Raw genomic sequence first — 25,199 nt, forward strand, 5'->3', positions numbered from 1 at the left:
TGGGGCCCCCTAGTCGTCTTTGCCTGTATGTTCGATAACACCGCCGCCCAAGCAGATATCTTCGGCGTAGATAACCACGGATTGGCCCGGTGTGATGGCGCGCTGTGGTTCTGCAAAGCGGATTAGGTAACCACTGTCACCATGACGTTCGATCGTGCATGCCTGATCGGTCTGACGGTAACGTACTTTGGCAGTGCAGCTATATGGCAATGCAGGTTCTTCATTATTGATCCAGAAGATTTCATCAGCTGTAAGCCAATCGGTAAATAACAGATCATTTTGTTTACCTTGAACGGCGATTAAAACGTTACGATCAAGATCTTTACCTGCTACAAACCATGGTTCTTCTGGGTAATCTTTAAGACCGCCGATCTGCAGCCCTTGGCGCTGACCAATTGTGTAATACATCAAGCCAGAGTGTTCACCAATCACATCGCCTTTAGGTGTTTCGATTTTGCCAGGCTGGGCCGGTAAGTACTGCTTGAGGAAATCACTAAATCTGCGCTCTCCAATAAAGCAGATGCCGGTACTGTCTTTCTTGTTGTGAGTGATCAGGTCATGCTCTTCGGCAAGTTTACGAACTTCAGGTTTTTCTAGCTCGCCAACAGGGAAGAGGGTCTTTTCAATTTCGACTTGACCTACTTGGTGCAAGAAGTAGCTCTGGTCTTTGTTTTTATCTAGCCCTTTTAACAGGCGTGTTTTGCCGTCACGATCACCGCGGCGAACATAATGGCCGGTTGCGATGTAATCAGCACCAAGTTCGATTGCATACTCAAGGAATGCTTTAAACTTGATTTCACGGTTACACAAAATATCAGGGTTAGGTGTGCGGCCAGCTTTGTATTCCTCTAGGAAATGCTCAAATACATTATCCCAGTATTCAGCAGCAAAGTTGGCGGTATGTAGATGAATGCCAAGTTTGTCACAAACTGCTTGGGCATCAGCGAGATCTTCTTTGGCGGTACAGTATTCAGTGCCATCATCCTCGTCCCAGTTCTTCATGAACAGGCCTTCGACTTGATAGCCTTGTTGCATTAAAAGTAAAGCTGAAACGGATGAATCTACGCCGCCGGACATGCCGACGATCACTTTTGTATTGCTGTGATCAGTCATGTATTTATTCAGTTAATTGCTATGTTCGTGTATCAGATCTAAAGGGTATTGCTTACCAGCTAGGTAATCATCAATACATTTCAAAACCATTGGGCTACGTAGTTTGTCTGTGTGAGCCACAATCTCATCGCGTGTCATCCAGACCGCGCGAATGATGCCTTCATCGAGTTCACGCTCTGGCTCGTGTTTGATTGCTTCCGCATAGAAGCAGGCACGATGGTAGGTTGTATTGTTGTTACCGGATTTATAGACGTAAAATCCCGTTAAATATTTAGGGCTTACATGCCATGCAGACTCTTCTAATGTTTCTCTGCATGCGGCTTCTATAAAGGTTTCGCCTTCTTCAATATGGCCCGCAGGCTGATTGAAAACTATTTCACCTGAAGATCTTTCTTCTACCAAAAGGAACTTGCCTTCCATTTCTACGATGACAGCAACTGTTGCGTGTGGATGCCAATCCATCATATTCCTCGGTAATTACTCCAATATTTATTGGATAGATGACTCAAAAATTAGTTCGACACAATACCATCAAACCAGTGTTTTTAATAGGTTATAAGCCTATTGAGCATTGCTTCTTTAATAGCTTTTGGTGGTATGATTTCAATATCAATTTAGAGAGGAATTACCATGGCAACAACTCAAGTGATTGTCGCTACAGACAATTTTGATATTGGCGCACTGTCAGAAAGTGTAAGAGCTGATGATGCGACTAGTGGGGCCATAGTCACTTTTACTGGAATCGTTCGCGAATTAGAGATAGCTGACAATCAGCTTGATGCGCTTTTTCTAGAGCATTATCCAGGTATGACCGAGAAAGCGCTTGAGAAGATTGCTACGCAGGCACGTGAACGCTGGGAGCTCGGCAACATCGTAATTTATCATCGTGTTGGACACTTAGACCTTAACGAGAATATCGTTTTTGTAGGTGTGGGTAGCGCCCATCGCGTGAATGCATTTGAAGCAGCGCAATTCATCATGGATTACCTAAAGAAAGATGCTCCTTTCTGGAAGAAAGAGATCTCCAATGAGGGCGAGCACTGGGTAGAGCAAAAAGAGAGCGATCTTAAAGCCGCTGACTCTTGGTAAATACGGCAGAAATAAGGGGATAATCGGATGGTAACTTGTTACTTGCGCTATGTAATCGATCCGGACAAAGTTACTGAATTCGAGCACTATGCAAAGCTATGGATTCCACTGGTTAACAAGTTTGGTGGTCAACATCATGGTTATTTCCTTCCGTCTGAAGGTGCTAACAACATCGCGCTAGCGTTGTTCAGCTTTCCTAGTCTCGCAGCTTATGAACGATACCGGTTAGATTCCTTTAAAGACTCTGAATGCATGGCTGCATTTGAATATGCCAAGCAGACCAAATGCATTCAGAGTTATGAGCGCAGCTTCTTTAAGCCTGTTTTTGGAAACTGATTCGTGCACCGGTTAAGACCAGTGCACGCAGTTGCGTCCATTTTCCTTGGCTTTGTAAAGCTCTTGGTCTGCTTTTTCGAGCAACATATCGTCTGTGGACGTCTGTTGAGTAAGTTGTGCAATACCGAATGTCGATGTTACCGATGACTTAAGCGTATCGGCTTCTTCAAAACGCTTTCTAATGCGTTCTGTAATTTCTGCAGCCTCATCAGACGTTGTGTTAGGGAAGCAGATAACAAATTCGTCCCCACCAAACCGACCAACGAAATCATCCTTTCTGATGTTCGCACGTAATGTATCCGCGAAGGTTGTTAGTATCTTGTCTCCGGCGATATGGCCTAAAGTGTCGTTTACCTGTTTGAAGTGGTCCAGGTCGCATACACAAAGGCTCAATGGGGCATCTTGTTCTTGAGCTTGGGATAGTGCTTGATTTAATTCTTCAAAGAAATGGCGTCGATTAAATAGATCGGTTAGAGGGTCATAATTGGCGAAGTAACTGATTTTTTCGATCGCTTTTTCACGGCTTTTCATAATTTGGCTAATCAGCATCAACATGATGGTGCCGAGAGAGAAAACGAAAAGTGTAAATATCACGACACCTTTTATTATCTGTGCTTCATGCCTTTCAACTGCGTGCGCAGAATTCTGAGTAAATCTTTGAAGTTCATCTCGTAGCGAAATCAACTCTTCAGTTAGGTCTTTTTCCTCTTCAGTCAAAAGAGTTATGAGCTCAGGCGGGTACGCCTCTAGGCTCTCTACATTGTGGGATATCATTTGTAGAACTTGATTTTGGTACTGATCATGCTCAGTAATAATTTGCTGAAGAAGCTGGTCAATTTTAGACATTTTGAGTCGTGTAATCTCCCGAGGGGACTGCAGCATAGGCTTTAACATTGATTGCAATTTCTCGGTTGTTTGAGAAAAACGATCGCCTGTCCGAATAAAACTGTTTTTGAGTATCGGTACCACTTTGTTGCGATGAATTGGCTCTAACTGATGTAGCTTCTCGATCAATAGTGTTTGTTCAAATTGCCGATCAATCAAAGGAAATAGCTCTGCCACAAGAGGTATGTCTTTATTGGCTACTTCGTAAAACTCAGCTTTTACTTGATTCATCTGCCAGTAGGAAAATGCACCATTAACAAGAATTAAGATCGCAATTACCGATGCAAGCAAAAAAATCAGTTTGTTTTTTTTCTTATGATTTTCAGGGAATTTCATTAGCTTTAATATCCGACGTAATAAGTGGCTAGCTGGCTGAAGAGAAGTATTATCTATGCAATCTATTCTGAACTAGAAAGCTTAAATAAACCTTAAATATAGGAATAAAATTTAACATTATTAACGGGTTATCGGGGAAAGGTCGCTCTCTGCTTGCTTTCTTAGTCTCTGCGTTAATCTTTGAAATAGTCCCGATTTAAGACTCCAGATATGCCAATAAAGGGGGACTTCAATAAACCTTCCAGGGGTCATATCAACTACTTTTCCTGAAGCCTGGATCTCTTTACTTTGCTGATCGGGAACCATGCCGCATGCGTGGCCGCGAATAATGATATTGAAAAACGATTCAGTCGACGGAATACGGTGTTTCGGATATTCGTTGAGGCCAATCTTAAAATTGTCCTTTAGATATCTATTTTGAAGTTCGTCCTTATTATTAAATTCAGCAACAGGGGCATTGTAAAAGCCTTCCGTTTTTATACCGTCTGGAAAATATTTATTGATGTAAGTAGGGCTAGCAAGGCAGCGATAGATCATTGCGCCAAGTGGAATACAACTGCAGCCTTGCATTGGTTTTGGGTTAGAACTGATGCACCCGATCACTTGACCTGTTTTAAGAAAGTGATGAGTCTGATCTTGATCATCCAGTTTTAGATCTAGAAGAATTTTTTCGTCATTAAGCAGTGGTTTAACCGCGTCTAAAAACCAAGTAGCCAAGCTATCTGCGTTTAAGCCAATAGAAATTTTCGTAAAACCATCGGATTGCTCAAGTGAGATCTGTTCCTGTAGTTCTGCTTGTAGCAGAGATACTTGGTGGTAATGCTTCAGTAACAGCTGCCCAGCCGTTGTCGCTTGTATTGGCGTATTTCTGATTATCAGCGTTTGTCCAACGCTGTCCTCTAGCTGTTTTAAGCGCTGGGATACCGCTGATTGAGAGATGTTGAGCTTCTCTGCGGCCTTATCAAAATTTCCTTCTTCGAGAATGGCTGCAAGTGCTTGGAGCTGTTTGTAATCGATCATTAGAAAAACTTATCAAACATTAGAATTATTAGTTTTACTGGCCAGTGAGATTCTAGCACTATGCCTGCCATTATTCAGGGGGCAGTATGGTATCCATATTCACAGGCGCGGCTTTGGCTGCATTGTTAAAGGGCTTAGCTACTAGTGCGGGCCTAATTGTTGCGATGGGAAGCCAGAATACCTTTGTTTTTACTCAAGGCTTACGTCGTCAGTTCCACTGGCCGATAGCAGCCTTATGCGCTTTGATCGATATGCTTTTGATCGCTGTTGGCGTGGCGGGTATGGGTATCCTGATCGCGCAGTCAGAGAACTGGATGTTAGCAGCCCGGATCGGCGGGGCTGTATTTCTGTTTGTATATGGCGCTCAGTCCCTGCGCAAAGCTTTAAAGCCACAGGTCTTTAAAGCAAATGAAATGGCGTTGGGTGGTTTAGGTAAAGCGTTGATTGTTACTTTGGCGATTACACTGCTCAATCCCCATGTGTATTTAGATACTGTGGTGCTTTTAGGGAGTATCGGAGGGCAATACCCAGAGTCTGAGAGAGTTTGGTTTGCTATCGGTGCGATGGGGTTCTCATGCATTTGGTTTTGGCTGCTAGTAGCTGGTGCGAAGGTATGTCAGCCGATATTCAATAACCCAAGAGCATGGCAGGTTATGGATTTGTTCATTTGTGTAACCATGTGGGCCATCGCGGTAACGCTGCTCTGGCCCATCATGTTTAGTCATTCAGTTTAATGCTGAGGGTCTAAATCTTTTGGCTTTTCATTCGGCCAATGCTGGTGGCGATTAAAGCGTTTTTCCATATAGCGGAATAAAAACACCAAAAGGGCACTGATAATTAGATAGATAACACCGGCTGCGAAGAATATTTCGAGTGGAGTATAAGTTCTGGCGATGATTGTGCGTGCCATACCCGTTAGATCGAGTAGTGTAATTGTGCTGGCTAGGGCACTACCTTTAAGCATTAGGATTACTTCGTTGCCATAGGCAGGCATCATAATGCCAAATGCGCGAGGTAGGATGATACGACGCAGCATAAGCGGGTAGCTCATACCTAAGGCTTTAGCAGCTTCAATCTCGCCTTTAGGGATAGATTGAATAGCGCCACGGAGTATCTCAGCGATATAAGCCGCAGTATGGAGCGCAAAGGTTATGATGGCACACCAGTACGGTTCTTTAAGAATAGGCCAAAGCGCAGAGTTCTTAATGAATTCAAACTGAGATGCGCCGTAGTACACCAAGAAGATCTGTATCAGCAGTGGTGTGCCACGGAAAAAGAAGATGTAAGCAAGAGGAAAGGCTTGTAGCCAAGGGCGTTTAGAGATACGCATCAATGCCAGTGGCACGGCAAGCATTAAACCGATAAACCCAGAAAAGAGGACAAGCTCAAGGGTCAATAAAGCACCTTCTAAGAGGCGAGGGTAGTTTTCGAAGATTACTTCCCATTCCCAACTCATGCGCGTGCTCCTTTATAACCGCGATTAGCTTTTCGCTCTAGGAAATGTAAGCCGATCATTGAGATTGAAGTCATTAGGAGATAAACCACTGCTGCGGCTAAGTAAAAAGTGAAAGGCTCTTTGGTATTGCCAACGGCAACGGTGGTTTGGCGCATAAGTTCGTTAAGACCTATAACAGAAACCAGTGCTGTATCTTTTAAAAGAACAAGGAATAAGTTACCTAAACCGGGTAAAGCTAAGCGCCAAACTTGTGGCAAGGTAATACGTCGAAATGTTTGGAAGCCCGTCATACCAAGAGCAATAGCTGCTTCTTTTTGGCCCTTGGGAATCTCTTGTAGAGCGCTACGGAAGACTTCAGTGGCATAAGCACCAAAGGCGATACTTAGAGCGATTACGCCAGCAACAAATGGACTTAGTTCTATATATTCGTCATAACCGAACAGGCTGGCGATCGCCATCAAAACGGCAGAAGAACCAAAATAGATTGTCAGGACGAGTAGTAACTCAGGCATGCCCCGTATAAACAGGGTGTAACCATTACCAATAGCGTTAGCAACTTTGTATTTAGATAGCTTTGCGCTTGCACCTAAAACCCCGAAAACGAGGCCAATGACTAAGCTGCAAATAGCTAATTGAACGGTTATCCAAGCACCACTGATTAAGAGATGCCCAAAGCCCTGAAGATCCATATAGAGATACCTGATGAAACAGGAAAAGCAGGTTTTATCCTGCTTTTCCCTAGTTTTCAGTGTTTAAGCTTAGTAGATAGAGAATGGGAAGTACTTAGCGTTAATCTTTTCGTAAGTCCCGTTCTCGATAATCGCTTTTAATGCTTGGTTGAACTTCTCTTTCAATTCACCATCGCGTTTACGGACAGCAATAGCGATCTTGTCGTTAACATCGATCTTATCGCCACGAAATTCGAAGTTTTTACCTTCTTCAGTTTGTAACCAATCGTAAGCAGGTAGTTTGTCAGAAAGAATCGCATCCAAACGGCCGCTCGCTAGATCTAGATAAGCGTTACCTTGAGTGTCATATAGTTTGACTGAAGCTTTGTCGGAATAGTTATCTTCGAGGTGCTGGCCTGCAATCGTGGCACGTTGTGCGCCAATGGTTTTGCCTTTTAGGGCGTTTGGATCGAAATCGCCATCTTTACCGCTGACAAAACCAAGAGAGTTTGAGTAGTAGTGATCAGTAAACGCTACAACACGTTGACGCTCTGGTGTGATTGAAAGGCTGGCAATGATTGCATCGTACTTACGTGCTTTTAAGCCAGGAATGATGCCGTCCCAATCTTGAGCTACGATTTTGCAGTCAGCTTTCATCTCTTCACAAAGTGCTTTAGCAATATCTACATCAAAACCTGCTAGTTCGCCATCAGCATTGATTGTGTTGAAGGGCGCGTATGCTCCTTCAGTAGCGATACGGATTTTATCGCCAGCAAAGGCAGGCGCTGCCAGAGTAGAGACAACAAGTGCTGTTGTTGTAATTAATTTCTTAAATCCCATCTTATGATCCTCGCGGAATATTTATTGTTAGTTGCAGGCTGGATTAGAAATGACTGCTTAAAAATGCTTTGCAGCGTTCAGATTTAGGATTGGTAAACACCTCATCAGGTGTGCCCATCTCCTCAATTTGGCCTTCGTGTAGAAATACAATTTTGCTGGATACTTCACGGGCAAAACGCATCTCATGGGTGACGATCAACATAGTGCGTCCTTCAGCTGCGAGGTCTCGCATAACATTTAGCACTTCTGCGACAAGTTCTGGATCAAGTGCGGAGGTTGGTTCGTCAAAGAGTAAAACTTGGGGTTCCATCGCCAATGCACGTGCTATGGCGATGCGTTGCTGTTGGCCACCGGATAGCTGGTTAGGGTAACTATCTCGTTTATCGTATAAGCCCACTTTTTTAAGATAGGTTTCTGCTTTATCTCTAGCAGTTTGCTTATCTTGTTTAAGGACATGAATAGGGGCTTCCATGATATTTTCGATCACGGTCATATGAGGCCATAGATTGAAGTTTTGAAATACAAAACCAATCGATGCACGGATTCGTTCTAACTGCTTTTGATCCGCTGTTTGCAAGCCTTCATCTTTAGTTTGCTTAAGCTTTAATGGCTCAGATGCAAAACTGATGCTTCCAGCGGAAGGGGATTCAAGTAGGTTAAGGCAACGTAAGAAGGTACTTTTACCTGAGCCGCTAGACCCCAAAATTGAGATCACATCGCCAACTTCAGCTTGTAGTGAGATGCCTTTAATAACCTCCAAAGATCCGTAGCTTTTATGAAGGTTTTGTATTTCCAGAGCGAGCTTTGCGTCAGCCATAAAACCGGTACTCCAGTGTACCTTTTTAAACGAAAGCGGCGAATTACAGCAAAATCAGATAGTGTTCGCAATGGCATATTGATCAAATGATCATGAATAAATTTGTTAATCTATACATGTCTGTAGCCCTTTAAATACGGGGCTTGTGGTGTATTAGTGGATTCTACTGTTTGAGCCGTTTTAACGGGATTCATTGCTGATCAATCTGCCAAAGACAGGTAATTCCACTAAACTAATTTTAGGCAAAAATTTTAAGGAAATTTAATGATTGTGGATATAAATTGTACAGATGTAATCCGAGAGGATGAGGTTGTTGCTCTGTATAAGGCTAATGAGTGGTCATCTGCTGAAAAACCAAAAGCGCTTTTATCAGCACTAAGAAATTCACATAGTTTAATTACTGCTAGGATTGATGGCAGGCTAGTTGGTTTAGCCAATGCAATCTCAGATGGGCATCTCGTCGTTTATTATCCGCACATGTTGGTGGACCCAGATTTCCACCGTTGCGGCATCGGTAGCAAAATTATGCAGGCGATGAAAAAACGTTATAAAGGTTTCCACCAGCAGATGTTAACCGCTGATGGTAATGCGATTCGATTTTATAAGTCCTTAGGGTTTGAGAAGGCAGGGGAAACGTCATCCATGTGGATCTATGAAGGAAACGAGCACTAGGCGTCTTTTTTAACCATCATATCGATAGCCAATACCATGGACGGTCTTGATTATCTGCGGTTGTTTTGGATCTACTTCAATCAGTTTTCTTAGTTTGGAAATGTGTTGATCAAGTGTCCGGCTACTTGGTAGGTAGTTTCGGCCCCAGCAGTAATCAAATAGCATATCCCGTGTTACGACCTTGCCTTGCTCCTGATGAAGTAGCTCTAGTATTTTTACATCACGTAGGGTTAGCTCAATCTTATGACCCTCTCGCTCTGCACGCATTTGCTCAGGGTAAACAATGATATCAGCCAGATCGAATTGATTCTTAGCGACTTGGGTTGGTGAGCTCTCTTTAGGCGCGCAGCGACGTATCACTGCTCTAATACGTGCGATCACTTCTCGAGTCCCAAAGGGCTTTTTGATGTAATCGTCCGCGCCCAGCTCTAAGCCAAGTACTTGATCAATCTCTTCAGATTTTGCGGTAATAAAGATAACAGGGACTTGTTCATCTAATTGGCGGATCTTTCTGCAGGCGGCATAACCGTCTAACTCCGGCATCATAATGTCGAGTAAAACCAGATCTGGATTATGTTGAGCAAAGAGTACTAGCGCATCAGCCCCATTAGACGCTTCAATGCAGGTGTAACCTTCATCTTCTAATAGATCACAAAGCCCAAGCCTAATATTTAGATCATCTTCAGCGATCAGAATTTTCATTTTTTGGACTCCCTGTGATGACTATTAGGTGTATGTAGCTCTAGACGGAAACAGGTGCCTAGGTCGCTAGGAATAATGACCAGATCACCACCGTGTTTTCTAGCCATCTCTCTGGCAATACTAAGACCAATACCTGTGCCAGATACACCGTCACTTAATTTATTACTGATGCGGTAGAAAGGAGAGAAAACGCTCTCCCAAAGGGATTCAGAGATCCCTTCACCGGCATCTTCAACCTCTATATAACTTTGCTGACTATCGCTGTAGCAGCGGATCTGTATGGCACCTGTTTGTGGTGCATACTTTTCACAATTGCTTAGTAGGTTATTTAGAATCTGCTCAATACAGTTCTGATCTAACATGACTTGTTTATCGCATTGCAGATCTAATTCAACAGACAGACCATGTTGAGTTAAAGAGGGCATAAACACATCGACTGTATGTTCAACACACTCTTTTAATGTCCCGGGTTGTAGGTGCAGGGGCTTTGGTTCTTTACCAAGCTTTGAGAAGGTCAGTACGTTTTCTATTAAGCGTGAAAGACGCTGACTTTCACTATTAATCACAGATAGGTAGCGCTGAGCTTTGCTATCTTTGTCATCAAGCTTTCGCTCAAGCATCTCTGCATACATTCGAACATTAGTCAGGGGTGTTTTTAGCTCGTGGGAGACTTGGTTAACAAAGTTTACTCTTTGCTCGGCTAGACGGGTTGTGCGTGTATGTTCTCTATAGATCAGCCAAGCAAGGATCAATAATCCAGACAGCGTGAGTGAGAGAATAGAGAGTTTCTCGACCCAATTTGAAGTTGGTTTGGCAAGGTTAGGGGAGTAATACTCTAATTTCCAGCTACCTAGAGGGTGGCTCAGCGGTAGGCTATCCAATGGATTGAGCTGCTGAGTCTCGATTGTGGAATCGCCCCATTCGTAATGCACTTCACCGCGACTATTGATCAAGGCAATCGCTTGATTGCTGTTATCTTGCTCATTACTGCTAGGCAGAGAGTTGATTAGATCTGACAGCAATCGAGCACTGTTTATAGAAAAGCCTAAAAGCGCACCATCCGAATCCTTACGCCAATAGATATGTTGCAGCTGACTGTTATTAAACCAAGCGATCCAACCCGAATCGATAAAAGATATAGAAGGCTCTGAGGCTAAAGGTTCTGCTGAGGTAATAGCAATCTCGGCGACGCTATCTGCCGCTACATTTGAAGCTAGGGGGCTCGGAGCTGCTAGTTCTATCCGTTTTGATTCAGGAGCAGGTTTTAGTTGAGCGCTATAAGGGCTAGCCGCAAGATTTATTTGCTCAGGCGCTTTATTTTGAATTTGGAATATATCGGGTGAAGAACGTAGGCGTTTAGTTGATTGTAAAAACGCAATTTCACTTGGGTTCTTGGATGATTCTGATGGAAATAGTGTAGTGCCCTCAGCGGAGATCACAAATACCTGTTCTATATAGGGGCTAGATTGGCTCAGGGTCTTAAGCGTTGTTTCTGGGTATTGGGAATCTTTGCTTTGAAGTAGCAATTTGGATTCAGCATTGAGTGCTTGTTCTAAGCTTTGGAAATGATTCTGAAACTGTTGATCGATCTCTTGCAATTTGATTTCAACCAGCCCTTCGATTTGATGAGAGAGAAGAGCTTGTTGGTTTGTTTCCAGACGAGCCGCTAACCAACCTAGTATGACGACAGGGATTAAAATTAGGCTGATTAGCAGTAGGATCGTCTTGTTCACAATAGATTCTCAGTTAGGTAAGCGGTTAGTAGCTTTGCTGTTTAGCGCGTTTATATTGACGTTCTTTAAGCTCTTTACGTTTTTTACCCCATTCCTGTTCATCATCAAGTTCTTCTGCGTCTTGTAGCGCTTCTGCTTTCTGCTCTAATAGTTTAGGGGAGGCTAGAGAGGTACCTAAGTCATCCAGATAATCAGCGCTTTGCTGCAAAATAGATTTAGCGCCCTCAATATCACCTTGGTCACGTTTTTGTACGGCTTCACGGTTTAGTTCGTTGGCAACCTGTTCTGCAGCAGCTTCATAAGTACGGGTATCGATCGCATCCTTAGCTTCTTGTTCGGAACGAGTAAAGTTTGCTGCAACTGAGCTAGAAAGAGCTTCATTTCGTTTGTTTAGAAGATCTAAGTAGTTTACATCGACATCGACTAAGTTGATGCTGCTCTTATCCTGCTGTGAAGGTACTTCTACCTCCAGAATAATAAACTTCTCTTGCTCGCTATAGAGCTGATTAAGGCGCGTTTTAACCATGTCGCCTTCGATCTCTGCTTCACGGCCGATAATGCGCAAAGGTTTGACACCATTTAAGCAACGGATCTGGATATCAACGCCTTGAGCAACAACCGACAAAACATCACCAAATTCGTATTGGAATACGCGTGCTAGGTCATCAGCGTTCTCTACAAAGGCGTGGTTACCGTCACTAAAACCAGCTAGCTGAGTCATTAAGTCTTCGTTATAGCCAAGACCAAGACCTATAGTTGTGACACTCATGCCTTCTCTCGCTAAAGAGAGCCCTAGCTTGCCCAACTCATTCGGTGTGCTTGGTCCTACGTTGGCTAAACCATCGGAAAGTAGAATGACACGGTTAACTTTGTTTAGATCTAAAAACTTGCGTAGTTCTTGTGCGCCTTTGCTGACACCGGCAAATAGCGCGGTGTTACCGTGGGCTTGGATCTTATTGATTGCGCGAGCAATACTGTTGCTATCGCTAACCTTTGTAGCCGGTACAACAACGTTAACACGGTTGTCGTAACTCACAACTGAGACAATATCGTTTTGATTTAGGCGATTGATTGCCATGATCGCAGCTTCTTTTGCACGATACAGTTTCTCGCCCTGCATTGAACCGGATTTATCCAGAACAATCGCAATATTAGCAGCCACACGTTGTTGCTGACTTTCTTGTTTAATCCCCTCTAAAGAGATCTTGATAAATGCATTGTGGTTTTGCTCAGCTGTCATTACCGGTGTTGCTAGATTGATATTAAGATCAACCTGTTTAGCGGTAGCGGATTGGCTGAGTAGGGGGCCAGCAACAGTAAGTAGTGTTGCTAGCAGAATTTTGGATAGGCGGTGCGCTTTCATGATGTTCGTCCTTTGTTAACCTTAATCACATGCTGCAAATTTAGGTCAGTTCCGCCTATAGAAAGTCAGATAGATTTATAGAAGTTGTAAAAGATTTGTAAAAACCTCGCAAGCTGTTTGTTACAAACCGATTGGTCTAAGTCTGATGCAGATCAGTTTCTCCTGTTTATACTTATTACATAATGGAAGTTACGCTGTAAGAAAAATAAATATAAACAGGGGCATCCGATGACGCTCACCAGTGAACTTATTTGGCAAGACCAACAGCATCAAGTTCTGTTTGAACTGATCGATGAGATCAAAGCAGAGCAGGTTGATGTCTCTACTTTTACTCGGCTTCATGATTACGCTGATCATCATTTCTGCCTAGAAGAAGCGTACATGCAAGCGTTGAACTATCCTGATTTTGGTGTCCATCTTCAAGCTCACAACAAGTTTCGAGCTGAACTTAAAAAGATGCTGGATGATCATCATACCTATGACGCTCAGCTAAGAGACATGCTATCTGACTTTCTGACTGAATGGCTAAAACGCCATATATTCGGAGTAGATAAGAAGTTAGAGACTTATATTATGGAATCTAAAGTTAAATAAGCTTTAATTAATAATATGTTAAGGTCTTGTGTTCAGGGTTCGCATGATTTAATTTCGATCCTTTAACATTTTCTGTGAGTGCGGACGATGCCATTAATCTGTATTAAATCTTTACCATTTGAAGATGAATGCGATATCCCAGATATGATTAAAGGGATAACGTCAGACCTTGCTCGCGCCACAGATGTAAGTATTGAACATATCACTGTTACTTGGGAATTTATTCCTTCTCGTCAATATGCAGTAGCAGGGCTGATGCCCGCCAGTCAGCCTCAAGGGGGTAGTCACCCTATTTTGGTTGATCTTCATGCACCGAGCTTCCATAAAATGGATAGTGTAGAAGCAATGATGGAATCGGTTGCTTTCTCGATCTCTAAACGCAGTGGCGTTTCTTTCAGTAATATCTTTATTAATTACTGCAAGGTTCAGTCAGGACATGTGTTCGATCATGGTGAGGTGAAACGTTGGAAGTAATCAGTAAAAGCCCTATTTAATAATTACGTAAGTCTTGTTTACGCCGCTATTAAATAGGACTCTCGTCCTTTGTGTTTGTCTTTACGTTTATAAGCACCTTTACCTTTTTTAGCTTTGACTACTTGGGATTTAAAAACCTTTGAAGTGACTAATGCTGCTAAGTGATTTTGTTTAATCTTTCCTCTACCTGTATCCATCTCATGGGTTGAGGATACGGTTGTTTTCGTTTTCATACCTGTGTCCTTGTTAATGTAATTGGATGTTCTCCAATTGCAGAAGCTGCATTATACCGCTGATTGGCTATAATGCGCCGCTTATTTGATAAACACTTACTTCATAATCAGCAGGAATTACTGTGCAGCTGTTACGCATCGATTGTCTAGGCAAAATTTTACGTCTTGAAGGCTCAATGTCTGGATGGCAGGCCCTGTATTGGGATAACCAGTTGGTGTCTCAAATACCGGCGAGTGCAGATCCTGCTGAGAATACAGAGCACCGTTTCGCCCTGATGACTGGATCAGGTGAAGAGATCGAGTGTGTACTGACCTTGTCGCTCACTTGGCAACCCTTCAATCTGGAATATGAACTAGCAGTTGAAGATCAGAAGCTTGGAAGTGGTGAGCTAGACGAAAAAGATATCGAAACCCAAGTGGTTGAGAATGTCGTAAAACAGCCAAATAAGATCAGCATACTGGGTATGGCATCTTTAGGCCTTAAACTGTTTAAAAGCGCTAAGGTTATCAAGGTACTGTTTGCTGCAGGAAGTTTGGCAGCGTATAGCTGGTTATTCTCCTTTGAATTCGCGTTAGCACTTATCCTTTGTTTGGTTTTTCATGAATATGGCCATGTGCGTGCTATGAAGCGATTTGGCTTAAAGACAAAGGGAATTTATCTGGTACCTTTTTTGGGTGGTTTGGCTTTATCTGATGATCGGATTAATACCCGTTGGCAAGATGTCTATATCTCCATCATGGGGCCGGTATTTGGCTTATTCCTATCTTTAGTTGCTCTGGTTCTATATTGGTTGACGGATATTGAGATCTTGGCGGGTATTGCTGCCTTCAATGCCTTGCTCAATCTATTTAATTTGCTGCCGGTATTGCCGTTAGATGGTGGTCACATCCTAAAAAGTATCGCTTTTTCGGTTAACTCGGTTTTTGGTCTAGTGATCTGCGTAATCGGTGCTGTAGCGGGTGTCGTGATTAGCTATTACTTTGGCATGGCGCTGCTAGGCTTCTTGCTGGCTGTGGGCAGTATCGAGATTGTGCTCGAATGGAAACACCGTCACAGTAGTCAGTTATTGCCATTGGCTCGCTATGGACAGGTAGTATCAGCCCTATGGTACTTCGCTACTGTGGGTGGTTTATGTTGGGTGATCTGGATCTTAGGTCAACAAGGTAACAGTGCACTTGCTCTGCCATTACAAATTCTTGGAAGTTGATTATGAAGTTTGACACTTTGCCTTTGTGCGACAGTTTAATCGCAGCCATCAATGCCGCAGGTTATAGCGAAGCCACCCCTGTTCAAGCTGAAGCGATACCTGTCATTCTGTCTGGTAAAGATCTTCTTGTCGGTGCGCAAACTGGTACCGGTAAGACAGCAGCCTTTGCGTTGCCCATCTTGCAATCCATTCTGACCGACCCTGAATTTAGTAGTGATCAAAATAAAAAGCTCAAAGCTTTAGTGCTAGCGCCAACAAGGGAGTTAGCACAGCAGGTAAATAACAGCTTTAAGAAATATGCCAAAGGAACTGGGTTTAGATCAGCTGTAGTTTATGGCGGTGTGGGCATTGGTCCGCAAGTGGATCAAATTAAGAAAGGGATCGATGTGCTGGTGGCTACACCCGGTCGATTATTGGATCTACATAAAAAGAAAGCCGTAAATCTAAGACAAGTCACTCATCTGGTATTTGATGAAGCTGACCGCATGTTGGATATGGGCTTTAAAGATGAGATAAAAGCGGTTTTAAGTAAGTTGCCTAAGCGTGATGTACAGCCGCGGCAGGTACTGCTTTTCTCGGCGACCTTAAGTGATTCTATCTATCGTTTTAGTAAAAATTTATTAGATAAGCCCGAGCGTATCGAAGTAGATCAGCGTAATTCCTCTGCGGCTGATGTCGATCAGATCGTTTATAACTGCGACCCTGATCGTAAATCAGCGATTGTCAGTCACTTAGTCGACAAGCATGATTGGTCACAAGTGATTGTCTTTTGTAATACAAAGCAGGGCGCAGACAAGCTAGTAGAGGTTTTGAAACAAGCCAATATTTCTGCCGATGCCATCCATGCTGATCGATCACAAAAGTTGCGGGAAGATGCTTTAGAACAGTTCAAGCAGGGGCAGCTTAAAGTGCTTGTTGCGACAGATGTAGCGGCACGAGGCATCGATATCGACAGTCTACCAGCCGTAATCAATTACGAGATGCCATATAAAGCAGCTGATTATATTCACCGTATTGGAAGAACTGGCAGAGCAGGTAACAAGGGCGTTGCTATCTCTTTACTAATAGAAGAGCAGAATCATCTATTGGAAGAGATTGAGGTCTTGTTAGATACCCGTTTGCCACAACAATGGCTCCAAGGCTTTGAGCCGGATCTGACTCGCGAAATAGAAATTACTCGAAACAACACTAAGGCGGCTCAGAAAAGGCGCGCTAAAAAACGTGCTTTAAAAAAGTGATAAGAAAATAGAAAGCGCACTTTATTTTGACTGTATATAAAAACAGTCTTTTATCCCTTTGCGAATTATGAAAGGATAATACGTCAAATTGACGCTTTTTCACAAAGGCGCAAGCCCTCTAAGCAAGGAAAGCTTATGCAAATCAAATTATTACAACCCACTCTTAATATCTTTTCTCGGAGATATATGTCAAATTGACGCGTTTAAACACGTCAATCTGACATATATTTAGCTGTTAAGAGTCATCAAGGAATGAAGATCGCATTTGGATATTTAGCAATACCAGTTTTATTTGGCTTTTGCGTCGCTATTTATTCAAGCCTCGTTAGAGGCTTCAGCATCGAGGATAACTGGGTCCAATACTTCTATGGAGTTCTGTTCTATTTGGCTCCATTTGCAATGTTTTCAATATTCCATTTATTGCTTCATCCTCATATCTCAGTAGTACATGCAGGCTATATTGGTTCCGTATTAGCATTATTTCTAATCGCTGCATTTTGGCTATTACCACCAGACCCATCAGGGTTGCCTATTCAATGGATGGCATATTGGCCTTTGGCAGGAATATTAACGGTTTTATTTTCAGGGGGTACTTATGTTTTCTGGAAGTACCGAAACTCTTAACAAGGGTGGGCACATCCGCCAGCAAAGCTGGCTAGGACAGCCGCTGCGCGTCTGCCCGTGCCACAAGCGTTATAAGGCAATAAAGATCTAGCAATGGGACTAATCGAAGCAATCCTATTAGGCATTCAATTCAAAAGGCTACAGAAGCCTTTGGTCTTCTTTTCAATTCTCATAGGTTTCATTCTATTCAGCATATTTGGTCTTAGTATTGTGTGGGCTGTTGTAAGTGGTTTAGTTACTACAGAAAAAGAAATTACTTTGCAGTTACTTGGTGCAAGTGCCGGACTAGCTTCGTTCGCTTTTTTATTTTTCGGTCTTGCATGGGTATGTGGTCATTTCATAAAAAGGTGTTTCCAGTAATGCCCTATAACAAGGCCATCAAAAATCGCCCTTCGGGCTGGACGTCGCATGCGCTCCGCCCTTTATGGCGGCGTTAGGCATCATGAGTATGAATCTCGAAGAATACTGGAATTCTTACTTAAAGTACTGCTGCTCTAAAACTGGAAAGTCTCCTATACCTGAATTACAGGGTATTCCTCTAGTTGTGGCTCCGCTTGTAGCAGCTGGGCATAAAATCAATTTACCTGTCGAAAGCTTGTCTGAATTTATAAACAAGTTTCGCGAAATTGAAGATGTGGCTCGTCGGTTAACTATTAGAGAGCTAGAGCCAGATATGATTGAAAAAATTGGCGAAGAATTTCAGTCAGGGTGTACATACTCCAAAGAAGTAATACCCAAACTATTCAAAAAAGAAGAAGTAGCTAAACAGTATCATGAGCTTATGTACCCTGAAAAAAATGCCTAACAAGGCCATCAAAATTCGCCCTGCAGGCTGGACGTCGCATGCGCTCCGCCCTTTATGGCGGCGTTATGTGTCAATAAGTTGAGGCCATGGATATAAGGTTTAAGCTGCAAAAAGCAGCAACAAAAATACGGAAATACCAGATAGCTCTAAAAGTACTGTGTGCTTTATGTACGCTAATATTGATTGCTCCATTCATGATATTCGGTATTGATCTTGTACCTAGTATCAATGCTGTACTGCTTCCTTTTTCCGTTTTATGGCTTTCCTTTGGTTTACTGTATTTTGGTTCGTTCTATGTAGAAATTGAGTCAAAGCCTCAGCAAGTAGCTTCGACATGGGAAAAATTAGGTACTTACTGGTCTATAGGTTTTGAGTGGTTCGCGATATTGGGATTTATATCGTGGTTTATATTAGGGTTAACCGCTGTTGGTGCAGGTATTTACCATTCAGCAGGTTTACACACATAACAAGTAAATTAAATCGCTTCGCTTTGACGCGCTCTGCGCGCCATTTATTGAGGCGTTATATGCACTAAGGAATTTATGAGTCATGGAAGAAGTATCAAAAATATATGAATGTGCTCATTGCAATGGAACTGGCACATGTACTTCAGCAAAAGAGGGTAGTAGCTGTGCTCACTGCATTAAAAAAGCTGAACTGAAGTCTAACGAACCTCTTTTTGGTATTGCCTGTGGCACATGTTGGGGAATTGGGAAAACGGATAGCGCTACTAGTAGGCTTCGTCACAGAACCCCTCCTATCCTTGCTATAGCAATTATCTTTGCATCATTCCTTACAATTATTATTTTCGGCTCTACTAACAACGTGCATTTCCCTGAAACGTTGAGCCTGCTAGGTGCCTTAATGGGGAGTGTTATAACTTTTTACTTTACAAAAGCAGGTGGGAAATAATGCATATAACAAGTAGCTGTAGCGGATCGTCGCTGCGCTCCTCCCACTAAGCTAGGCGTTATAACTCAGGGAAGTCATGTCACATTTAGAAAATTTGATAGCTGAATACTACGATTGGAAAGGCTACCTGATTAAGCGAAATATTAAGGTCGGAAAGCTCAGTCATGGCGGCTGGGAAATGGAGCTTGATGTAATCGCTTTTGATCCGCACACCGGCCATTTAATTCACTTAGAGCCGTCGATTGATGCGCATTCGTGGGCAACGCGCGAAGAGCGATTCACTAAAAAATTCACTGCCGCACGAAGGTACATTTTCAGTGAGGTATTTACTTGGCTTGATTCAAGCATGGAAGTGGAGCAAGTGGCGGTACTTATATCTCACCCGAAAGGCCGAGATTCACTTGCAGGCGGTAAAATCATCTCAGTAGATGAGCTGTTAGCTGAAATACGTGAACAAGTTATTTCATGTGGCATAGTGGCAAAAAATGCAATACCTGAGCAATACCCTTTATTACGTACATTGCAACTCTCTCACAATGGCTACTACAAAGTGTTATAACAAGTTGCTCAAGTACACTCCGGCCGCAAAAAAAATCACGGCCTCCGCGGGACCGCCTACACTTCGTTTCGGCTGCCCCTTAGCAAGGCGTTATGTGTGAAAAGGAGAGCACACTTTGAAACCAATCATCATTGGCTCCTTAGTGGTGTTGTTAATATCAACAGTTGCTTTGGGTGCATCACATGCCTTTGGATGGAGTTCACTCGGCTACGGAGCATGGCTTTCAATGGTTATTGGGTCTTTTATAGTTTCAGCTAGAGAGCCAAAACATAGTTTTTTGTACTCCATACTCTTGGCTGTGCCTGCATCACTTATCTTCGCTGGTATTAATTATTTATATGGTGTTCTGGGTGTACCAGTAGACTTTGCTGGAATTAGGGGAGCAATAATAGTTGTTGGTATGGCTCTACCGATATCAATTATTTTATGTGCAATTGGGGGAGGACTTGGGCATGCATATACACATAACAAGTAACAGCAGTCGATCGTCGCTGCGCTCCTCCAACTGTGTTAGGCGTTACAAGTCAAAAGGCTTTTGAAAGTAAGTTCAGTTTTAATCAGGTAATTCCTGCTACTAGTTAGCAGTCAGCATCAAGGAATGTGCTGTTTCTTCTCTCAATCATTCCGTTCTTGGTGCTGTTAGAAAGTTTGTAGCTTCGGCACCGTCATCTTTATTTTTAGGTGTGCCATAGCTATAGATTGCAGTAGTAGCTAGTGGGCTGCATTAGCTTTAAATTAATCAATTCAACGCGTCAGGAGTGTTTAAATGGTTATGGAGTGTTGCCGTGTAACAAGCAACAGCATCCGATCGTCGCTGCGCTCCTTCGGCTGTGTTGGGCGTTATGCACCTATGGATAGATACAATAAATGAAAATTTTTGCTGCATTAGTAGAAGCAGTAGTAGGGATTGTCGTAGCAATTCTTGAGGCAATAGTAGGCCTTTTCATTGAGGGAGCAGCTTCGCTTGGAGCTGGAGAGTTATTTCTTCTTGTCTTGGTTTGCCTAGCTGAGCTTTGTTTATGGCTTTTGTTAGCTGTAGTAGAACTTATAGTGTCCCTTATTAAATGGCGTAAACCTAGGAAAGTAGAAAAGCCAATAATCTGGAGACCAAAGAAATTAAAGCAAAGCTCGGAGAAGAGCGATGCATAACAAGAAAAGGCATCCGACGCATACTGCGCGGCTGCTTTAGGCGTTAGCTGTGTGAGAGAAAATGGAATTACCTCGAAATTTCACGGGTTACGACACAGGAAGGCTGCCATTTAAAAGCTTCCAAGCATTCTGCTTCAGCTTGCAGGGTTATGGTGCTCTAAATGTTTTAGAAGTGTTCGATTATGATTACCCGAAAAATTATTATGCTGCACTAGTCAGTGATAGGGATAACGAGTTTTATATTCTCCAAAATTGTTTTGTTCCTTTAACTGCTTTTGCCCTCAAAGAGGCCGACGAGTTTATATTCATTGATAAACCCAGCATCGAAAATGCAGCAAGTAATTTGTGCGAAGTTAGGCGTTTTTTATCTAGATCTGAATTAACTGCTAACGTTGAAACTGCAAATTTACAGCAATTAAGCAGTAATGAAATGAAAGAGGTGAAGTATTGGCTTCCTGACACTATTGGTGGAGTAATTTTTTCATGGTATTTCGATTAGCAGCTAACAAGAAAAGCCATCCGACGCATACTGCGCGGCTGCTTTAAGCGTTGGTATGACTCCCGCTGTCAAGTACAGGCACACTGATTTCTGCTTTATCTGTTAAGCCCTTCTTTCAATTAAAGTGAGTGAGCGCATCGAATGAGGCCGGTAATTTCGTCGGTTTTCATGCTGGTATTCGTGGGAGTCATTATATCTAGTTTGAATGGATAAACTCTCCCCCCCCCCAATTATGACGAAAGTCTTGTTATTTCAGATGATTTTGGGGTAACTGTGATTGAGCTAAGACAGCAACGACTAAGATACAGTCATCTTCTTTGGTGAAATAAGCCGTGTGTTTTCCAATCGGGAAATAAAAGCCATTGGGATATATTTCGTCACAGCTTCTTCCTAAACCTGGATTATCAGCGAGCATTTGAAACCCTGATAGCAAAGTGTCTTTGTAGTTGAGCCACTGTAATTCAGAAAAATTCTCAACAGTGTAGTTTTTTACTTTGCGCAAGTGAGATTGAGCTAAGTTACTTAGCTTGTATTGGTTCTTTTGCATTAGTTAGTTACAGCGAATTTAGAAAGGTTTCGCCATCAACAGTGCTTCCATTATTCAAGTCTTCTTTAGCTGACTTAAAGCAGTGTTTGAGGTATTCAACTTTCATAGCTTCTAGCTCTTCAAAGTCACGAATGGACATTACAACGACAGTATCTTTACTGTTTTTGCTGATTTTCACAGGCTCTCGTTGTGCGCTTAGAAGTAGTTCGCCAAAATTTCGTTTGGCATCATTCGCTGTTAACGTATGCATCGTTAGTTCCCAATTGAGTATACAATTGGATTATAATTTATCGCATGAAAAGTTCAATTTAATTAAATCGTGCGATTTTGGTGAAATGCAAGCTAGCAAACAGCTCAAGAGTGATTGGTAACGTGTTCCATTTTGTACTAAGCGTTGAGTTTAGTGATTAGGGCAGTTTTCGATATTGCGTTGCTAACCCTATTAGAAGGGCATTACAAGTCAAAAAGCTTTTTAAGGTAATTTTCGTTTCAATCCGATAACAAGAAAAACTACACACTATAAAAGCCAGTTGGTATTACTCTGCACAGCGGCATTCACATCTAAGGAATTGCAAGTTTTATGCTAGAAATTCTAGAAGCTGTAATCAAAGGCCTCGGTCTTCTTTTAAGACTCGCTATTGAGGGCGGGGTACTGTTAGATATGAGCCTGTCAGCTACAGGCCGGTATTCTATAAAAGCGGTGTATCCCCCACATTGGAATAAGCAGGTTCGCTATGGCGATGCGGTAGAGCGTTTAGTCGGGGCTGTTATATGGTGCATTTCGGCTTACGTTCTTTATTCGCTATAAGGCCTTATAACTTTTTAGATGAAAACTTAAAAATAAACACCCGTCCCGTAAACAGATTTATTCTTCGCTTATAATCGGTATACCAACCGTTAAACATCAACGTTAGTGATTTGGATTTATGTATGCCTCAACATGAACAAGCAACTTGCCCTAAATGCGGTTCATTGTTTGAGTGCAAGGTCGGCACATATTTTATTTGTGATTGCAGTGAGATCCATCTAACAAGGGAGCAGGCTGGTTATTTGGCTAAAAGATGGGATGAGTGTTTGTGTTGTAAATGCCTAAACGAGTTTAAAGAAAGTTGGGATAACATTCCCGATTCTGAAAAATAAACAGAGCCCTTCATATTGATAGATTTCTGTTAGAAATATTAAGGAAAAAGATGATCATTAGAGAGATGAAAGAGGGCGATATCGAGGGCGTAAGTCATGTCTGTTTAGACGCTTTCTCTGACTCGGTTGCTGGATCATTGTCTGATGAAGGGATCGCAACTTTTGTGGCAATCGCGTCATCAGATGCTTTTGTCGAGAGGATGAAAGCAGATAATCGTATACTCGTCGCAGAAGGTAAAAACAGTGAAATATTAGGGGTGGTAGAGCTAAAGGAAGGCCGCCATATTGCGATGTTATTTGTTACACCTAGTCAGCAAAAAGGCGGGATTGGTCGGAAATTAATTATTGCTGCGTTGAAATATGCGAGATCAGAAACCGTAACTGTCAGTGCTTCATTACCTTCAGTGCCTGCTTATCAGAAATATGGTTTTAAGCTTAAAGGGGATGTGGGAGAGTTGTCAGGTTTGGTTTATCAACCTATGGAAATATTGATTAATCAATAAGTTAGGTCTTGTTTGTAACGCTAATAATCACTTCATAAGCCTCTCTTATCTCATTAAATTTTACCTTGCAGCCACCTTTGTCGGGATGATGTTCTGAGGCTAATTTTCGGTATTGTGTTTTGACCGACTGATAATCGCTATCTTCAGTTAGACCTAAAACATCAAGAGCATCCTGATAGTGATCTTGATTTAAATAACGGGTCCAAAAACTATCGAGTAGTTTGTTAACCGATTCCTCGTTACTTGATGTGAACTCATCCCAATCCAGATAGTACTCTCTGACTGCTTGATCTGACTCTAGCGACACTTCGTTTTGATTGCTGTTTTCGGTTTTGATAAGGCTGATCTCTAATGCAGAGATAGTCAGGGTTAAGCCTTGATCCCAAAATGTGGATTGTAGGGTATAGAGCGCATTCATTATCAGGAAATGCTGCCTAAACAGGGCCAAGTCACTACCTGATGGTGCATCTTCTCCGAAATCATCAGCGTTGAGATCTAGAGCTTTTAACAACTCATATTCACTTAAGCTGCTTTCGGACTGTCTAAGGATATCTTCTATGGGAGTTACTAGTGGGTTGCGATGCATAATTCAGTAGTTTTGCTGATGATCCACTCAGCTTATCGGCGTAGGATGAGGATTACCAGTCGAGAATATTTCATGCATATATAAGCTCGATTGGCTTTTACCCAAGTATCGGTAAGCGTAAAATACTGCCTTGCAGTTTAGTAACCAGGAATAACAAGAAATATGAATCTGGCAGATCAAGTTCAAGCGCTATACGCAAAATATGGCGCTTTAAAAGGCATTACAATTGAGATTCATAAGCAGCTTGTTGCGATCGCAGTAAAAAACGAAGCCGCCTCGGCCACCGTTTTTTTGCAAGGGGCGCAAGTTGCTGAGTACAGCCGAATAGGGGAGCAACCTGTTTTATGGCTGGGCCAAGAAAACGATTTTAAAGCCGGTAAATCTCTACGTGGTGGTGTACCTATCTGTTGGCCATGGTTTGGAGATCTATCAAGAAATCCAGATCAAGTTAAAGACCAAGTTAATGATGCGGAACCACCTGCTCACGGCTTTGTACGATCTCAGGATTGGGAGCTATTAGCTGTCGATTTGATCGATAGTGAAACGACTCGATTAACGCTACAGCTCGAGGTTTTGCCTACAGAGATTTGGCCTTATCCTGCTGTTCTTCGTTTGACGGTTAGTGTAGGTGTCGAATTAGAATTAGAACTCAAAGTTAAAAACTTAGGTTCGGATGCCTTTAGTTATACCAGTGCTTTGCACAGTTATCTTCAGATTGGTCATGTCAGTGAGACTGCTATCGAAGGGTTAGAAACTGTTGAGTACATAGATACGCTTGAGGATTGGCAGGTTAAGCAATCTAATTCTGCCATTGGTATTTCGGCTGAAACAGACCGTATCTACCCAAATATCCCAGCTCAGGTTGCTATCAAAGACAAGCAGATGCGTCGTCAGATTCTTATGAGTGCTGATAACCTTCCTGACATGGTGGTTTGGAACCCTTGGATTGATAAGAGCAAACGTTTAAGCCATTTTGCTGATAATGACTATGAGAATATGGTCTGCTTAGAAAATGCTTCTGTTCTCGATAATGCGGTTGAACTAGCGCCCGGGAGTGATTCAATTAGCAAAGTTTCGATCCGTTCCGTTCGTCTGTAA

General features: G+C 42.5%; 35 protein-coding genes. 20 read left to right on the top strand and 15 right to left on the bottom strand.

From position 1 onward, the window contains the following. Positions 1-9: 9 nt before the first annotated feature. Both mnmA and ACMXYW_RS07940 read right to left on the bottom strand, forming a co-directional pair. Complete coding sequence (gene mnmA / locus ACMXYW_RS07935) at positions 10-1,113, bottom strand: tRNA 2-thiouridine(34) synthase MnmA (protein ID WP_415905818.1); 1,104 nt, start codon at positions 1,111-1,113, stop codon at positions 10-12. A gap of 12 nt (positions 1,114-1,125) precedes the next feature. Then, a complete protein-coding gene (locus tag ACMXYW_RS07940) occupies positions 1,126-1,575 on the bottom strand; it encodes an NUDIX hydrolase (RefSeq protein ID WP_415894339.1) in 450 nt (149 codons plus the stop codon). Positions 1,576-1,743: 168 nt separating this feature from the next. Here ACMXYW_RS07940 and moaE point away from each other — a divergent pair, with 168 nt between their 5' ends. Then, positions 1,744-2,202, top strand: coding sequence for a molybdopterin synthase catalytic subunit MoaE (gene moaE, locus ACMXYW_RS07945; RefSeq protein ID WP_415905819.1), 459 nt, complete (start codon positions 1,744-1,746; stop codon positions 2,200-2,202). 27 nt (positions 2,203-2,229) lie between these two features. Beyond that, a complete protein-coding gene (locus ACMXYW_RS07950) occupies positions 2,230-2,538 on the top strand; it encodes an NIPSNAP family protein (protein ID WP_415905820.1) in 309 nt (102 codons plus the stop codon). Between the two features lie 12 nt (positions 2,539-2,550). On the opposite strand, the gene ACMXYW_RS07955 is transcribed toward ACMXYW_RS07950, so the two are convergent. After that, positions 2,551-3,759, bottom strand: a complete 1,209-nt coding sequence (locus tag ACMXYW_RS07955; protein WP_415905821.1) for a GGDEF domain-containing protein — start codon at positions 3,757-3,759, stop codon at positions 2,551-2,553. A gap of 120 nt (positions 3,760-3,879) precedes the next feature. Further along, positions 3,880-4,779 (bottom strand): LysR family transcriptional regulator ArgP, encoded by a 900-nt coding sequence (locus ACMXYW_RS07960; protein WP_415905822.1) that lies wholly within the window; start codon positions 4,777-4,779, stop codon positions 3,880-3,882. Between the two features lie 86 nt (positions 4,780-4,865). On the opposite strand from ACMXYW_RS07960, the gene ACMXYW_RS07965 reads away from it, so the two are divergent. Further along, positions 4,866-5,513 carry a LysE/ArgO family amino acid transporter gene (locus ACMXYW_RS07965; RefSeq protein WP_415905823.1) on the top strand — a complete coding sequence of 216 codons (648 nt, stop codon included), beginning with the start codon at positions 4,866-4,868 and terminating at the stop codon, positions 5,511-5,513. On the opposite strand, the gene ACMXYW_RS07970 is transcribed toward ACMXYW_RS07965, so the two are convergent. The 4 genes from ACMXYW_RS07970 to ACMXYW_RS07985 form a co-directional block, all read right to left on the bottom strand. After that, on the bottom strand, positions 5,510-6,235 hold the full coding sequence (locus ACMXYW_RS07970; RefSeq protein ID WP_415901179.1) for an ABC transporter permease: 726 nt from the start codon (positions 6,233-6,235) through the stop codon (positions 5,510-5,512). The two genes, ACMXYW_RS07965 and ACMXYW_RS07970, sit on opposite strands and share 4 nt — an antisense overlap. Beyond that, a complete protein-coding gene (locus ACMXYW_RS07975; protein ID WP_415894576.1) occupies positions 6,232-6,924 on the bottom strand; it encodes an ABC transporter permease in 693 nt (230 codons plus the stop codon). The genes ACMXYW_RS07970 and ACMXYW_RS07975 overlap by 4 nt, the downstream gene beginning before the upstream one ends. Positions 6,925-6,993: 69 nt before the next feature. Continuing rightward, positions 6,994-7,743 (bottom strand): ABC transporter substrate-binding protein, encoded by a 750-nt coding sequence (locus ACMXYW_RS07980; RefSeq protein ID WP_415881302.1) that lies wholly within the window; start codon positions 7,741-7,743, stop codon positions 6,994-6,996. 43 nt (positions 7,744-7,786) lie between these two features. Beyond that, the gene (locus tag ACMXYW_RS07985) at positions 7,787-8,560 is read right to left on the bottom strand and encodes an ABC transporter ATP-binding protein (RefSeq protein WP_415881301.1); all 774 of its coding nucleotides are present in this window, start codon (positions 8,558-8,560) and stop codon (positions 7,787-7,789) included. A 264-nt stretch (positions 8,561-8,824) separates the two neighbouring features. On the opposite strand from ACMXYW_RS07985, the gene ACMXYW_RS07990 reads away from it, so the two are divergent. Further along, on the top strand, positions 8,825-9,232 hold the full coding sequence (locus tag ACMXYW_RS07990) for a GNAT family N-acetyltransferase (protein WP_415905824.1): 408 nt from the start codon (positions 8,825-8,827) through the stop codon (positions 9,230-9,232). Positions 9,233-9,241: 9 nt separating this feature from the next. Here the strand turns inward: ACMXYW_RS07990 and ACMXYW_RS07995 are convergent, their stop codons facing one another. Genes ACMXYW_RS07995 through ACMXYW_RS08005 form a run of 3 tightly spaced genes read right to left on the bottom strand, consistent with a single transcriptional unit; the run spans position 9,242 to position 13,030 of the window. Next, the gene (locus ACMXYW_RS07995; protein WP_415905825.1) at positions 9,242-9,934 is read right to left on the bottom strand and encodes a response regulator transcription factor; all 693 of its coding nucleotides are present in this window, start codon (positions 9,932-9,934) and stop codon (positions 9,242-9,244) included. Further along, positions 9,931-11,667 carry a sensor histidine kinase gene (locus ACMXYW_RS08000; RefSeq protein WP_415905826.1) on the bottom strand — a complete coding sequence of 579 codons (1,737 nt, stop codon included), beginning with the start codon at positions 11,665-11,667 and terminating at the stop codon, positions 9,931-9,933. The genes ACMXYW_RS07995 and ACMXYW_RS08000 overlap by 4 nt, the downstream gene beginning before the upstream one ends. Before the next feature lie 25 nt (positions 11,668-11,692). Next, complete coding sequence (locus ACMXYW_RS08005; RefSeq protein ID WP_415905827.1) at positions 11,693-13,030, bottom strand: vWA domain-containing protein; 1,338 nt, start codon at positions 13,028-13,030, stop codon at positions 11,693-11,695. 228 nt (positions 13,031-13,258) lie between these two features. Between ACMXYW_RS08005 and ACMXYW_RS08010 the strand changes: the two genes are divergently transcribed. After that, the gene (locus ACMXYW_RS08010; protein ID WP_415881295.1) at positions 13,259-13,624 is read left to right on the top strand and encodes a hemerythrin family protein; all 366 of its coding nucleotides are present in this window, start codon (positions 13,259-13,261) and stop codon (positions 13,622-13,624) included. 87 nt (positions 13,625-13,711) lie between these two features. After that, on the top strand, positions 13,712-14,098 hold the full coding sequence (locus tag ACMXYW_RS08015) for a hypothetical protein (RefSeq protein WP_415881294.1): 387 nt from the start codon (positions 13,712-13,714) through the stop codon (positions 14,096-14,098). 38 nt (positions 14,099-14,136) lie between these two features. Here the strand turns inward: ACMXYW_RS08015 and arfA are convergent, their stop codons facing one another. Then, positions 14,137-14,331 carry an alternative ribosome rescue factor ArfA gene (gene arfA / locus ACMXYW_RS08020; RefSeq protein ID WP_415905828.1) on the bottom strand — a complete coding sequence of 65 codons (195 nt, stop codon included), beginning with the start codon at positions 14,329-14,331 and terminating at the stop codon, positions 14,137-14,139. Between the two features lie 122 nt (positions 14,332-14,453). Here arfA and ACMXYW_RS08025 point away from each other — a divergent pair, with 122 nt between their 5' ends. From ACMXYW_RS08025 to ACMXYW_RS08070, 10 genes are all read left to right on the top strand, one after another. After that, entirely contained in the window at positions 14,454-15,539 is a 1,086-nt protein-coding gene (locus ACMXYW_RS08025) for a site-2 protease family protein (RefSeq protein ID WP_415905829.1), read from the top strand. A gap of 2 nt (positions 15,540-15,541) precedes the next feature. Further along, positions 15,542-16,777, top strand: coding sequence for a DEAD/DEAH box helicase (locus ACMXYW_RS08030; RefSeq protein ID WP_415905830.1), 1,236 nt, complete (start codon positions 15,542-15,544; stop codon positions 16,775-16,777). 252 nt (positions 16,778-17,029) lie between these two features. Further along, complete coding sequence (locus ACMXYW_RS08035) at positions 17,030-17,401, top strand: hypothetical protein (protein ID WP_415905831.1); 372 nt, start codon at positions 17,030-17,032, stop codon at positions 17,399-17,401. A gap of 448 nt (positions 17,402-17,849) precedes the next feature. Next, the gene (locus ACMXYW_RS08040) at positions 17,850-18,206 is read left to right on the top strand and encodes a hypothetical protein (RefSeq protein WP_415905832.1); all 357 of its coding nucleotides are present in this window, start codon (positions 17,850-17,852) and stop codon (positions 18,204-18,206) included. A gap of 86 nt (positions 18,207-18,292) precedes the next feature. Further along, on the top strand, positions 18,293-18,673 hold the full coding sequence (locus tag ACMXYW_RS08045; protein ID WP_415905833.1) for a hypothetical protein: 381 nt from the start codon (positions 18,293-18,295) through the stop codon (positions 18,671-18,673). Positions 18,674-18,755: 82 nt separating this feature from the next. Continuing rightward, entirely contained in the window at positions 18,756-19,118 is a 363-nt protein-coding gene (locus ACMXYW_RS08050; protein ID WP_415905834.1) for a molecular chaperone DnaJ, read from the top strand. Between the two features lie 76 nt (positions 19,119-19,194). After that, complete coding sequence (locus tag ACMXYW_RS08055; protein WP_415905835.1) at positions 19,195-19,677, top strand: hypothetical protein; 483 nt, start codon at positions 19,195-19,197, stop codon at positions 19,675-19,677. A 115-nt stretch (positions 19,678-19,792) separates the two neighbouring features. Beyond that, entirely contained in the window at positions 19,793-20,152 is a 360-nt protein-coding gene (locus ACMXYW_RS08060) for a hypothetical protein (RefSeq protein ID WP_415905836.1), read from the top strand. Positions 20,153-20,544: 392 nt separating this feature from the next. Next, positions 20,545-20,826, top strand: coding sequence for a hypothetical protein (locus tag ACMXYW_RS08065; RefSeq protein WP_415905837.1), 282 nt, complete (start codon positions 20,545-20,547; stop codon positions 20,824-20,826). A 61-nt stretch (positions 20,827-20,887) separates the two neighbouring features. Continuing rightward, complete coding sequence (locus ACMXYW_RS08070) at positions 20,888-21,325, top strand: hypothetical protein (protein ID WP_415901021.1); 438 nt, start codon at positions 20,888-20,890, stop codon at positions 21,323-21,325. A 247-nt stretch (positions 21,326-21,572) separates the two neighbouring features. On the opposite strand, the gene ACMXYW_RS08075 is transcribed toward ACMXYW_RS08070, so the two are convergent. Together ACMXYW_RS08075 and ACMXYW_RS08080 are read right to left on the bottom strand one after the other, a co-directional pair. Continuing rightward, entirely contained in the window at positions 21,573-21,872 is a 300-nt protein-coding gene (locus ACMXYW_RS08075; RefSeq protein WP_415905838.1) for a type II toxin-antitoxin system RelE/ParE family toxin, read from the bottom strand. A gap of 7 nt (positions 21,873-21,879) precedes the next feature. Beyond that, positions 21,880-22,122 carry a type II toxin-antitoxin system Phd/YefM family antitoxin gene (locus ACMXYW_RS08080; protein WP_415905839.1) on the bottom strand — a complete coding sequence of 81 codons (243 nt, stop codon included), beginning with the start codon at positions 22,120-22,122 and terminating at the stop codon, positions 21,880-21,882. A gap of 330 nt (positions 22,123-22,452) precedes the next feature. Here ACMXYW_RS08080 and ACMXYW_RS08085 point away from each other — a divergent pair, with 330 nt between their 5' ends. From ACMXYW_RS08085 to ACMXYW_RS08095, 3 genes are all read left to right on the top strand, one after another. After that, entirely contained in the window at positions 22,453-22,680 is a 228-nt protein-coding gene (locus ACMXYW_RS08085; protein WP_415898297.1) for a hypothetical protein, read from the top strand. Between the two features lie 122 nt (positions 22,681-22,802). Beyond that, entirely contained in the window at positions 22,803-23,012 is a 210-nt protein-coding gene (locus ACMXYW_RS08090) for a cysteine-rich CWC family protein (protein WP_415905840.1), read from the top strand. Positions 23,013-23,062: 50 nt separating this feature from the next. Then, positions 23,063-23,515: a GNAT family N-acetyltransferase gene (locus tag ACMXYW_RS08095; RefSeq protein WP_415905841.1), complete on the top strand. Its 453-nt coding sequence runs from the start codon at positions 23,063-23,065 to the stop codon at positions 23,513-23,515. A 1-nt stretch (position 23,516) separates the two neighbouring features. On the opposite strand, the gene ACMXYW_RS08100 is transcribed toward ACMXYW_RS08095, so the two are convergent. Continuing rightward, entirely contained in the window at positions 23,517-24,101 is a 585-nt protein-coding gene (locus ACMXYW_RS08100; protein ID WP_415905842.1) for a DNA-J related domain-containing protein, read from the bottom strand. Positions 24,102-24,263: 162 nt separating this feature from the next. Between ACMXYW_RS08100 and ACMXYW_RS08105 the strand changes: the two genes are divergently transcribed. Continuing rightward, the gene (locus tag ACMXYW_RS08105; protein ID WP_415905843.1) at positions 24,264-25,199 is read left to right on the top strand and encodes a D-hexose-6-phosphate mutarotase; all 936 of its coding nucleotides are present in this window, start codon (positions 24,264-24,266) and stop codon (positions 25,197-25,199) included.

This window comes from Neptuniibacter sp. QD48_55, from assembly GCF_047778115.1.
GTDB lineage: Bacteria > Pseudomonadota > Gammaproteobacteria > Pseudomonadales > Balneatricaceae > Neptuniibacter.

What these genes read in the sequence shown, in the direction of transcription:
- ACMXYW_RS08055 (WP_415905835.1), top strand. Translation starts at nt 19,195, where the DNA reads ATGTCACATTTAGAAAATTTGATAGCTGAATACTACGATTGGAAAGGC.
- ACMXYW_RS08070 (WP_415901021.1), top strand. Translation starts at nt 20,888, where the DNA reads ATGGAATTACCTCGAAATTTCACGGGTTACGACACAGGAAGGCTGCCA.
- ACMXYW_RS08100 (WP_415905842.1), bottom strand. Translation starts at nt 24,101, where the DNA reads ATGCATCGCAACCCACTAGTAACTCCCATAGAAGATATCCTTAGACAG.
- ACMXYW_RS08095 (WP_415905841.1), top strand. Translation starts at nt 23,063, where the DNA reads ATGATCATTAGAGAGATGAAAGAGGGCGATATCGAGGGCGTAAGTCAT.
- ACMXYW_RS08105 (WP_415905843.1), top strand. Translation starts at nt 24,264, where the DNA reads ATGAATCTGGCAGATCAAGTTCAAGCGCTATACGCAAAATATGGCGCT.
- ACMXYW_RS08030 (WP_415905830.1), top strand. Translation starts at nt 15,542, where the DNA reads ATGAAGTTTGACACTTTGCCTTTGTGCGACAGTTTAATCGCAGCCATC.
- ACMXYW_RS07975 (WP_415894576.1), bottom strand. Translation starts at nt 6,924, where the DNA reads ATGGATCTTCAGGGCTTTGGGCATCTCTTAATCAGTGGTGCTTGGATA.
- ACMXYW_RS07965 (WP_415905823.1), top strand. Translation starts at nt 4,866, where the DNA reads ATGGTATCCATATTCACAGGCGCGGCTTTGGCTGCATTGTTAAAGGGC.
- ACMXYW_RS07985 (WP_415881301.1), bottom strand. Translation starts at nt 8,560, where the DNA reads ATGGCTGACGCAAAGCTCGCTCTGGAAATACAAAACCTTCATAAAAGC.
- ACMXYW_RS08005 (WP_415905827.1), bottom strand. Translation starts at nt 13,030, where the DNA reads ATGAAAGCGCACCGCCTATCCAAAATTCTGCTAGCAACACTACTTACT.
- ACMXYW_RS07955 (WP_415905821.1), bottom strand. Translation starts at nt 3,759, where the DNA reads ATGAAATTCCCTGAAAATCATAAGAAAAAAAACAAACTGATTTTTTTG.
- ACMXYW_RS08010 (WP_415881295.1), top strand. Translation starts at nt 13,259, where the DNA reads ATGACGCTCACCAGTGAACTTATTTGGCAAGACCAACAGCATCAAGTT.
- ACMXYW_RS08015 (WP_415881294.1), top strand. Translation starts at nt 13,712, where the DNA reads ATGCCATTAATCTGTATTAAATCTTTACCATTTGAAGATGAATGCGAT.
- ACMXYW_RS08035 (WP_415905831.1), top strand. Translation starts at nt 17,030, where the DNA reads ATGAAGATCGCATTTGGATATTTAGCAATACCAGTTTTATTTGGCTTT.
- arfA (WP_415905828.1), bottom strand. Translation starts at nt 14,331, where the DNA reads ATGAAAACGAAAACAACCGTATCCTCAACCCATGAGATGGATACAGGT.
- mnmA (WP_415905818.1), bottom strand. Translation starts at nt 1,113, where the DNA reads ATGACTGATCACAGCAATACAAAAGTGATCGTCGGCATGTCCGGCGGC.
- ACMXYW_RS08085 (WP_415898297.1), top strand. Translation starts at nt 22,453, where the DNA reads ATGCTAGAAATTCTAGAAGCTGTAATCAAAGGCCTCGGTCTTCTTTTA.
- ACMXYW_RS08075 (WP_415905838.1), bottom strand. Translation starts at nt 21,872, where the DNA reads ATGCAAAAGAACCAATACAAGCTAAGTAACTTAGCTCAATCTCACTTG.
- ACMXYW_RS08065 (WP_415905837.1), top strand. Translation starts at nt 20,545, where the DNA reads ATGAAAATTTTTGCTGCATTAGTAGAAGCAGTAGTAGGGATTGTCGTA.
- ACMXYW_RS07950 (WP_415905820.1), top strand. Translation starts at nt 2,230, where the DNA reads ATGGTAACTTGTTACTTGCGCTATGTAATCGATCCGGACAAAGTTACT.
- ACMXYW_RS07980 (WP_415881302.1), bottom strand. Translation starts at nt 7,743, where the DNA reads ATGGGATTTAAGAAATTAATTACAACAACAGCACTTGTTGTCTCTACT.
- moaE (WP_415905819.1), top strand. Translation starts at nt 1,744, where the DNA reads ATGGCAACAACTCAAGTGATTGTCGCTACAGACAATTTTGATATTGGC.
- ACMXYW_RS07940 (WP_415894339.1), bottom strand. Translation starts at nt 1,575, where the DNA reads ATGGATTGGCATCCACACGCAACAGTTGCTGTCATCGTAGAAATGGAA.
- ACMXYW_RS08090 (WP_415905840.1), top strand. Translation starts at nt 22,803, where the DNA reads ATGCCTCAACATGAACAAGCAACTTGCCCTAAATGCGGTTCATTGTTT.
- ACMXYW_RS08050 (WP_415905834.1), top strand. Translation starts at nt 18,756, where the DNA reads ATGGAAGAAGTATCAAAAATATATGAATGTGCTCATTGCAATGGAACT.
- ACMXYW_RS08040 (WP_415905832.1), top strand. Translation starts at nt 17,850, where the DNA reads ATGAATCTCGAAGAATACTGGAATTCTTACTTAAAGTACTGCTGCTCT.
- ACMXYW_RS08080 (WP_415905839.1), bottom strand. Translation starts at nt 22,122, where the DNA reads ATGCATACGTTAACAGCGAATGATGCCAAACGAAATTTTGGCGAACTA.
- ACMXYW_RS07995 (WP_415905825.1), bottom strand. Translation starts at nt 9,934, where the DNA reads ATGAAAATTCTGATCGCTGAAGATGATCTAAATATTAGGCTTGGGCTT.
- ACMXYW_RS07970 (WP_415901179.1), bottom strand. Translation starts at nt 6,235, where the DNA reads ATGAGTTGGGAATGGGAAGTAATCTTCGAAAACTACCCTCGCCTCTTA.
- ACMXYW_RS07960 (WP_415905822.1), bottom strand. Translation starts at nt 4,779, where the DNA reads ATGATCGATTACAAACAGCTCCAAGCACTTGCAGCCATTCTCGAAGAA.
- ACMXYW_RS07990 (WP_415905824.1), top strand. Translation starts at nt 8,825, where the DNA reads ATGATTGTGGATATAAATTGTACAGATGTAATCCGAGAGGATGAGGTT.
- ACMXYW_RS08045 (WP_415905833.1), top strand. Translation starts at nt 18,293, where the DNA reads ATGGATATAAGGTTTAAGCTGCAAAAAGCAGCAACAAAAATACGGAAA.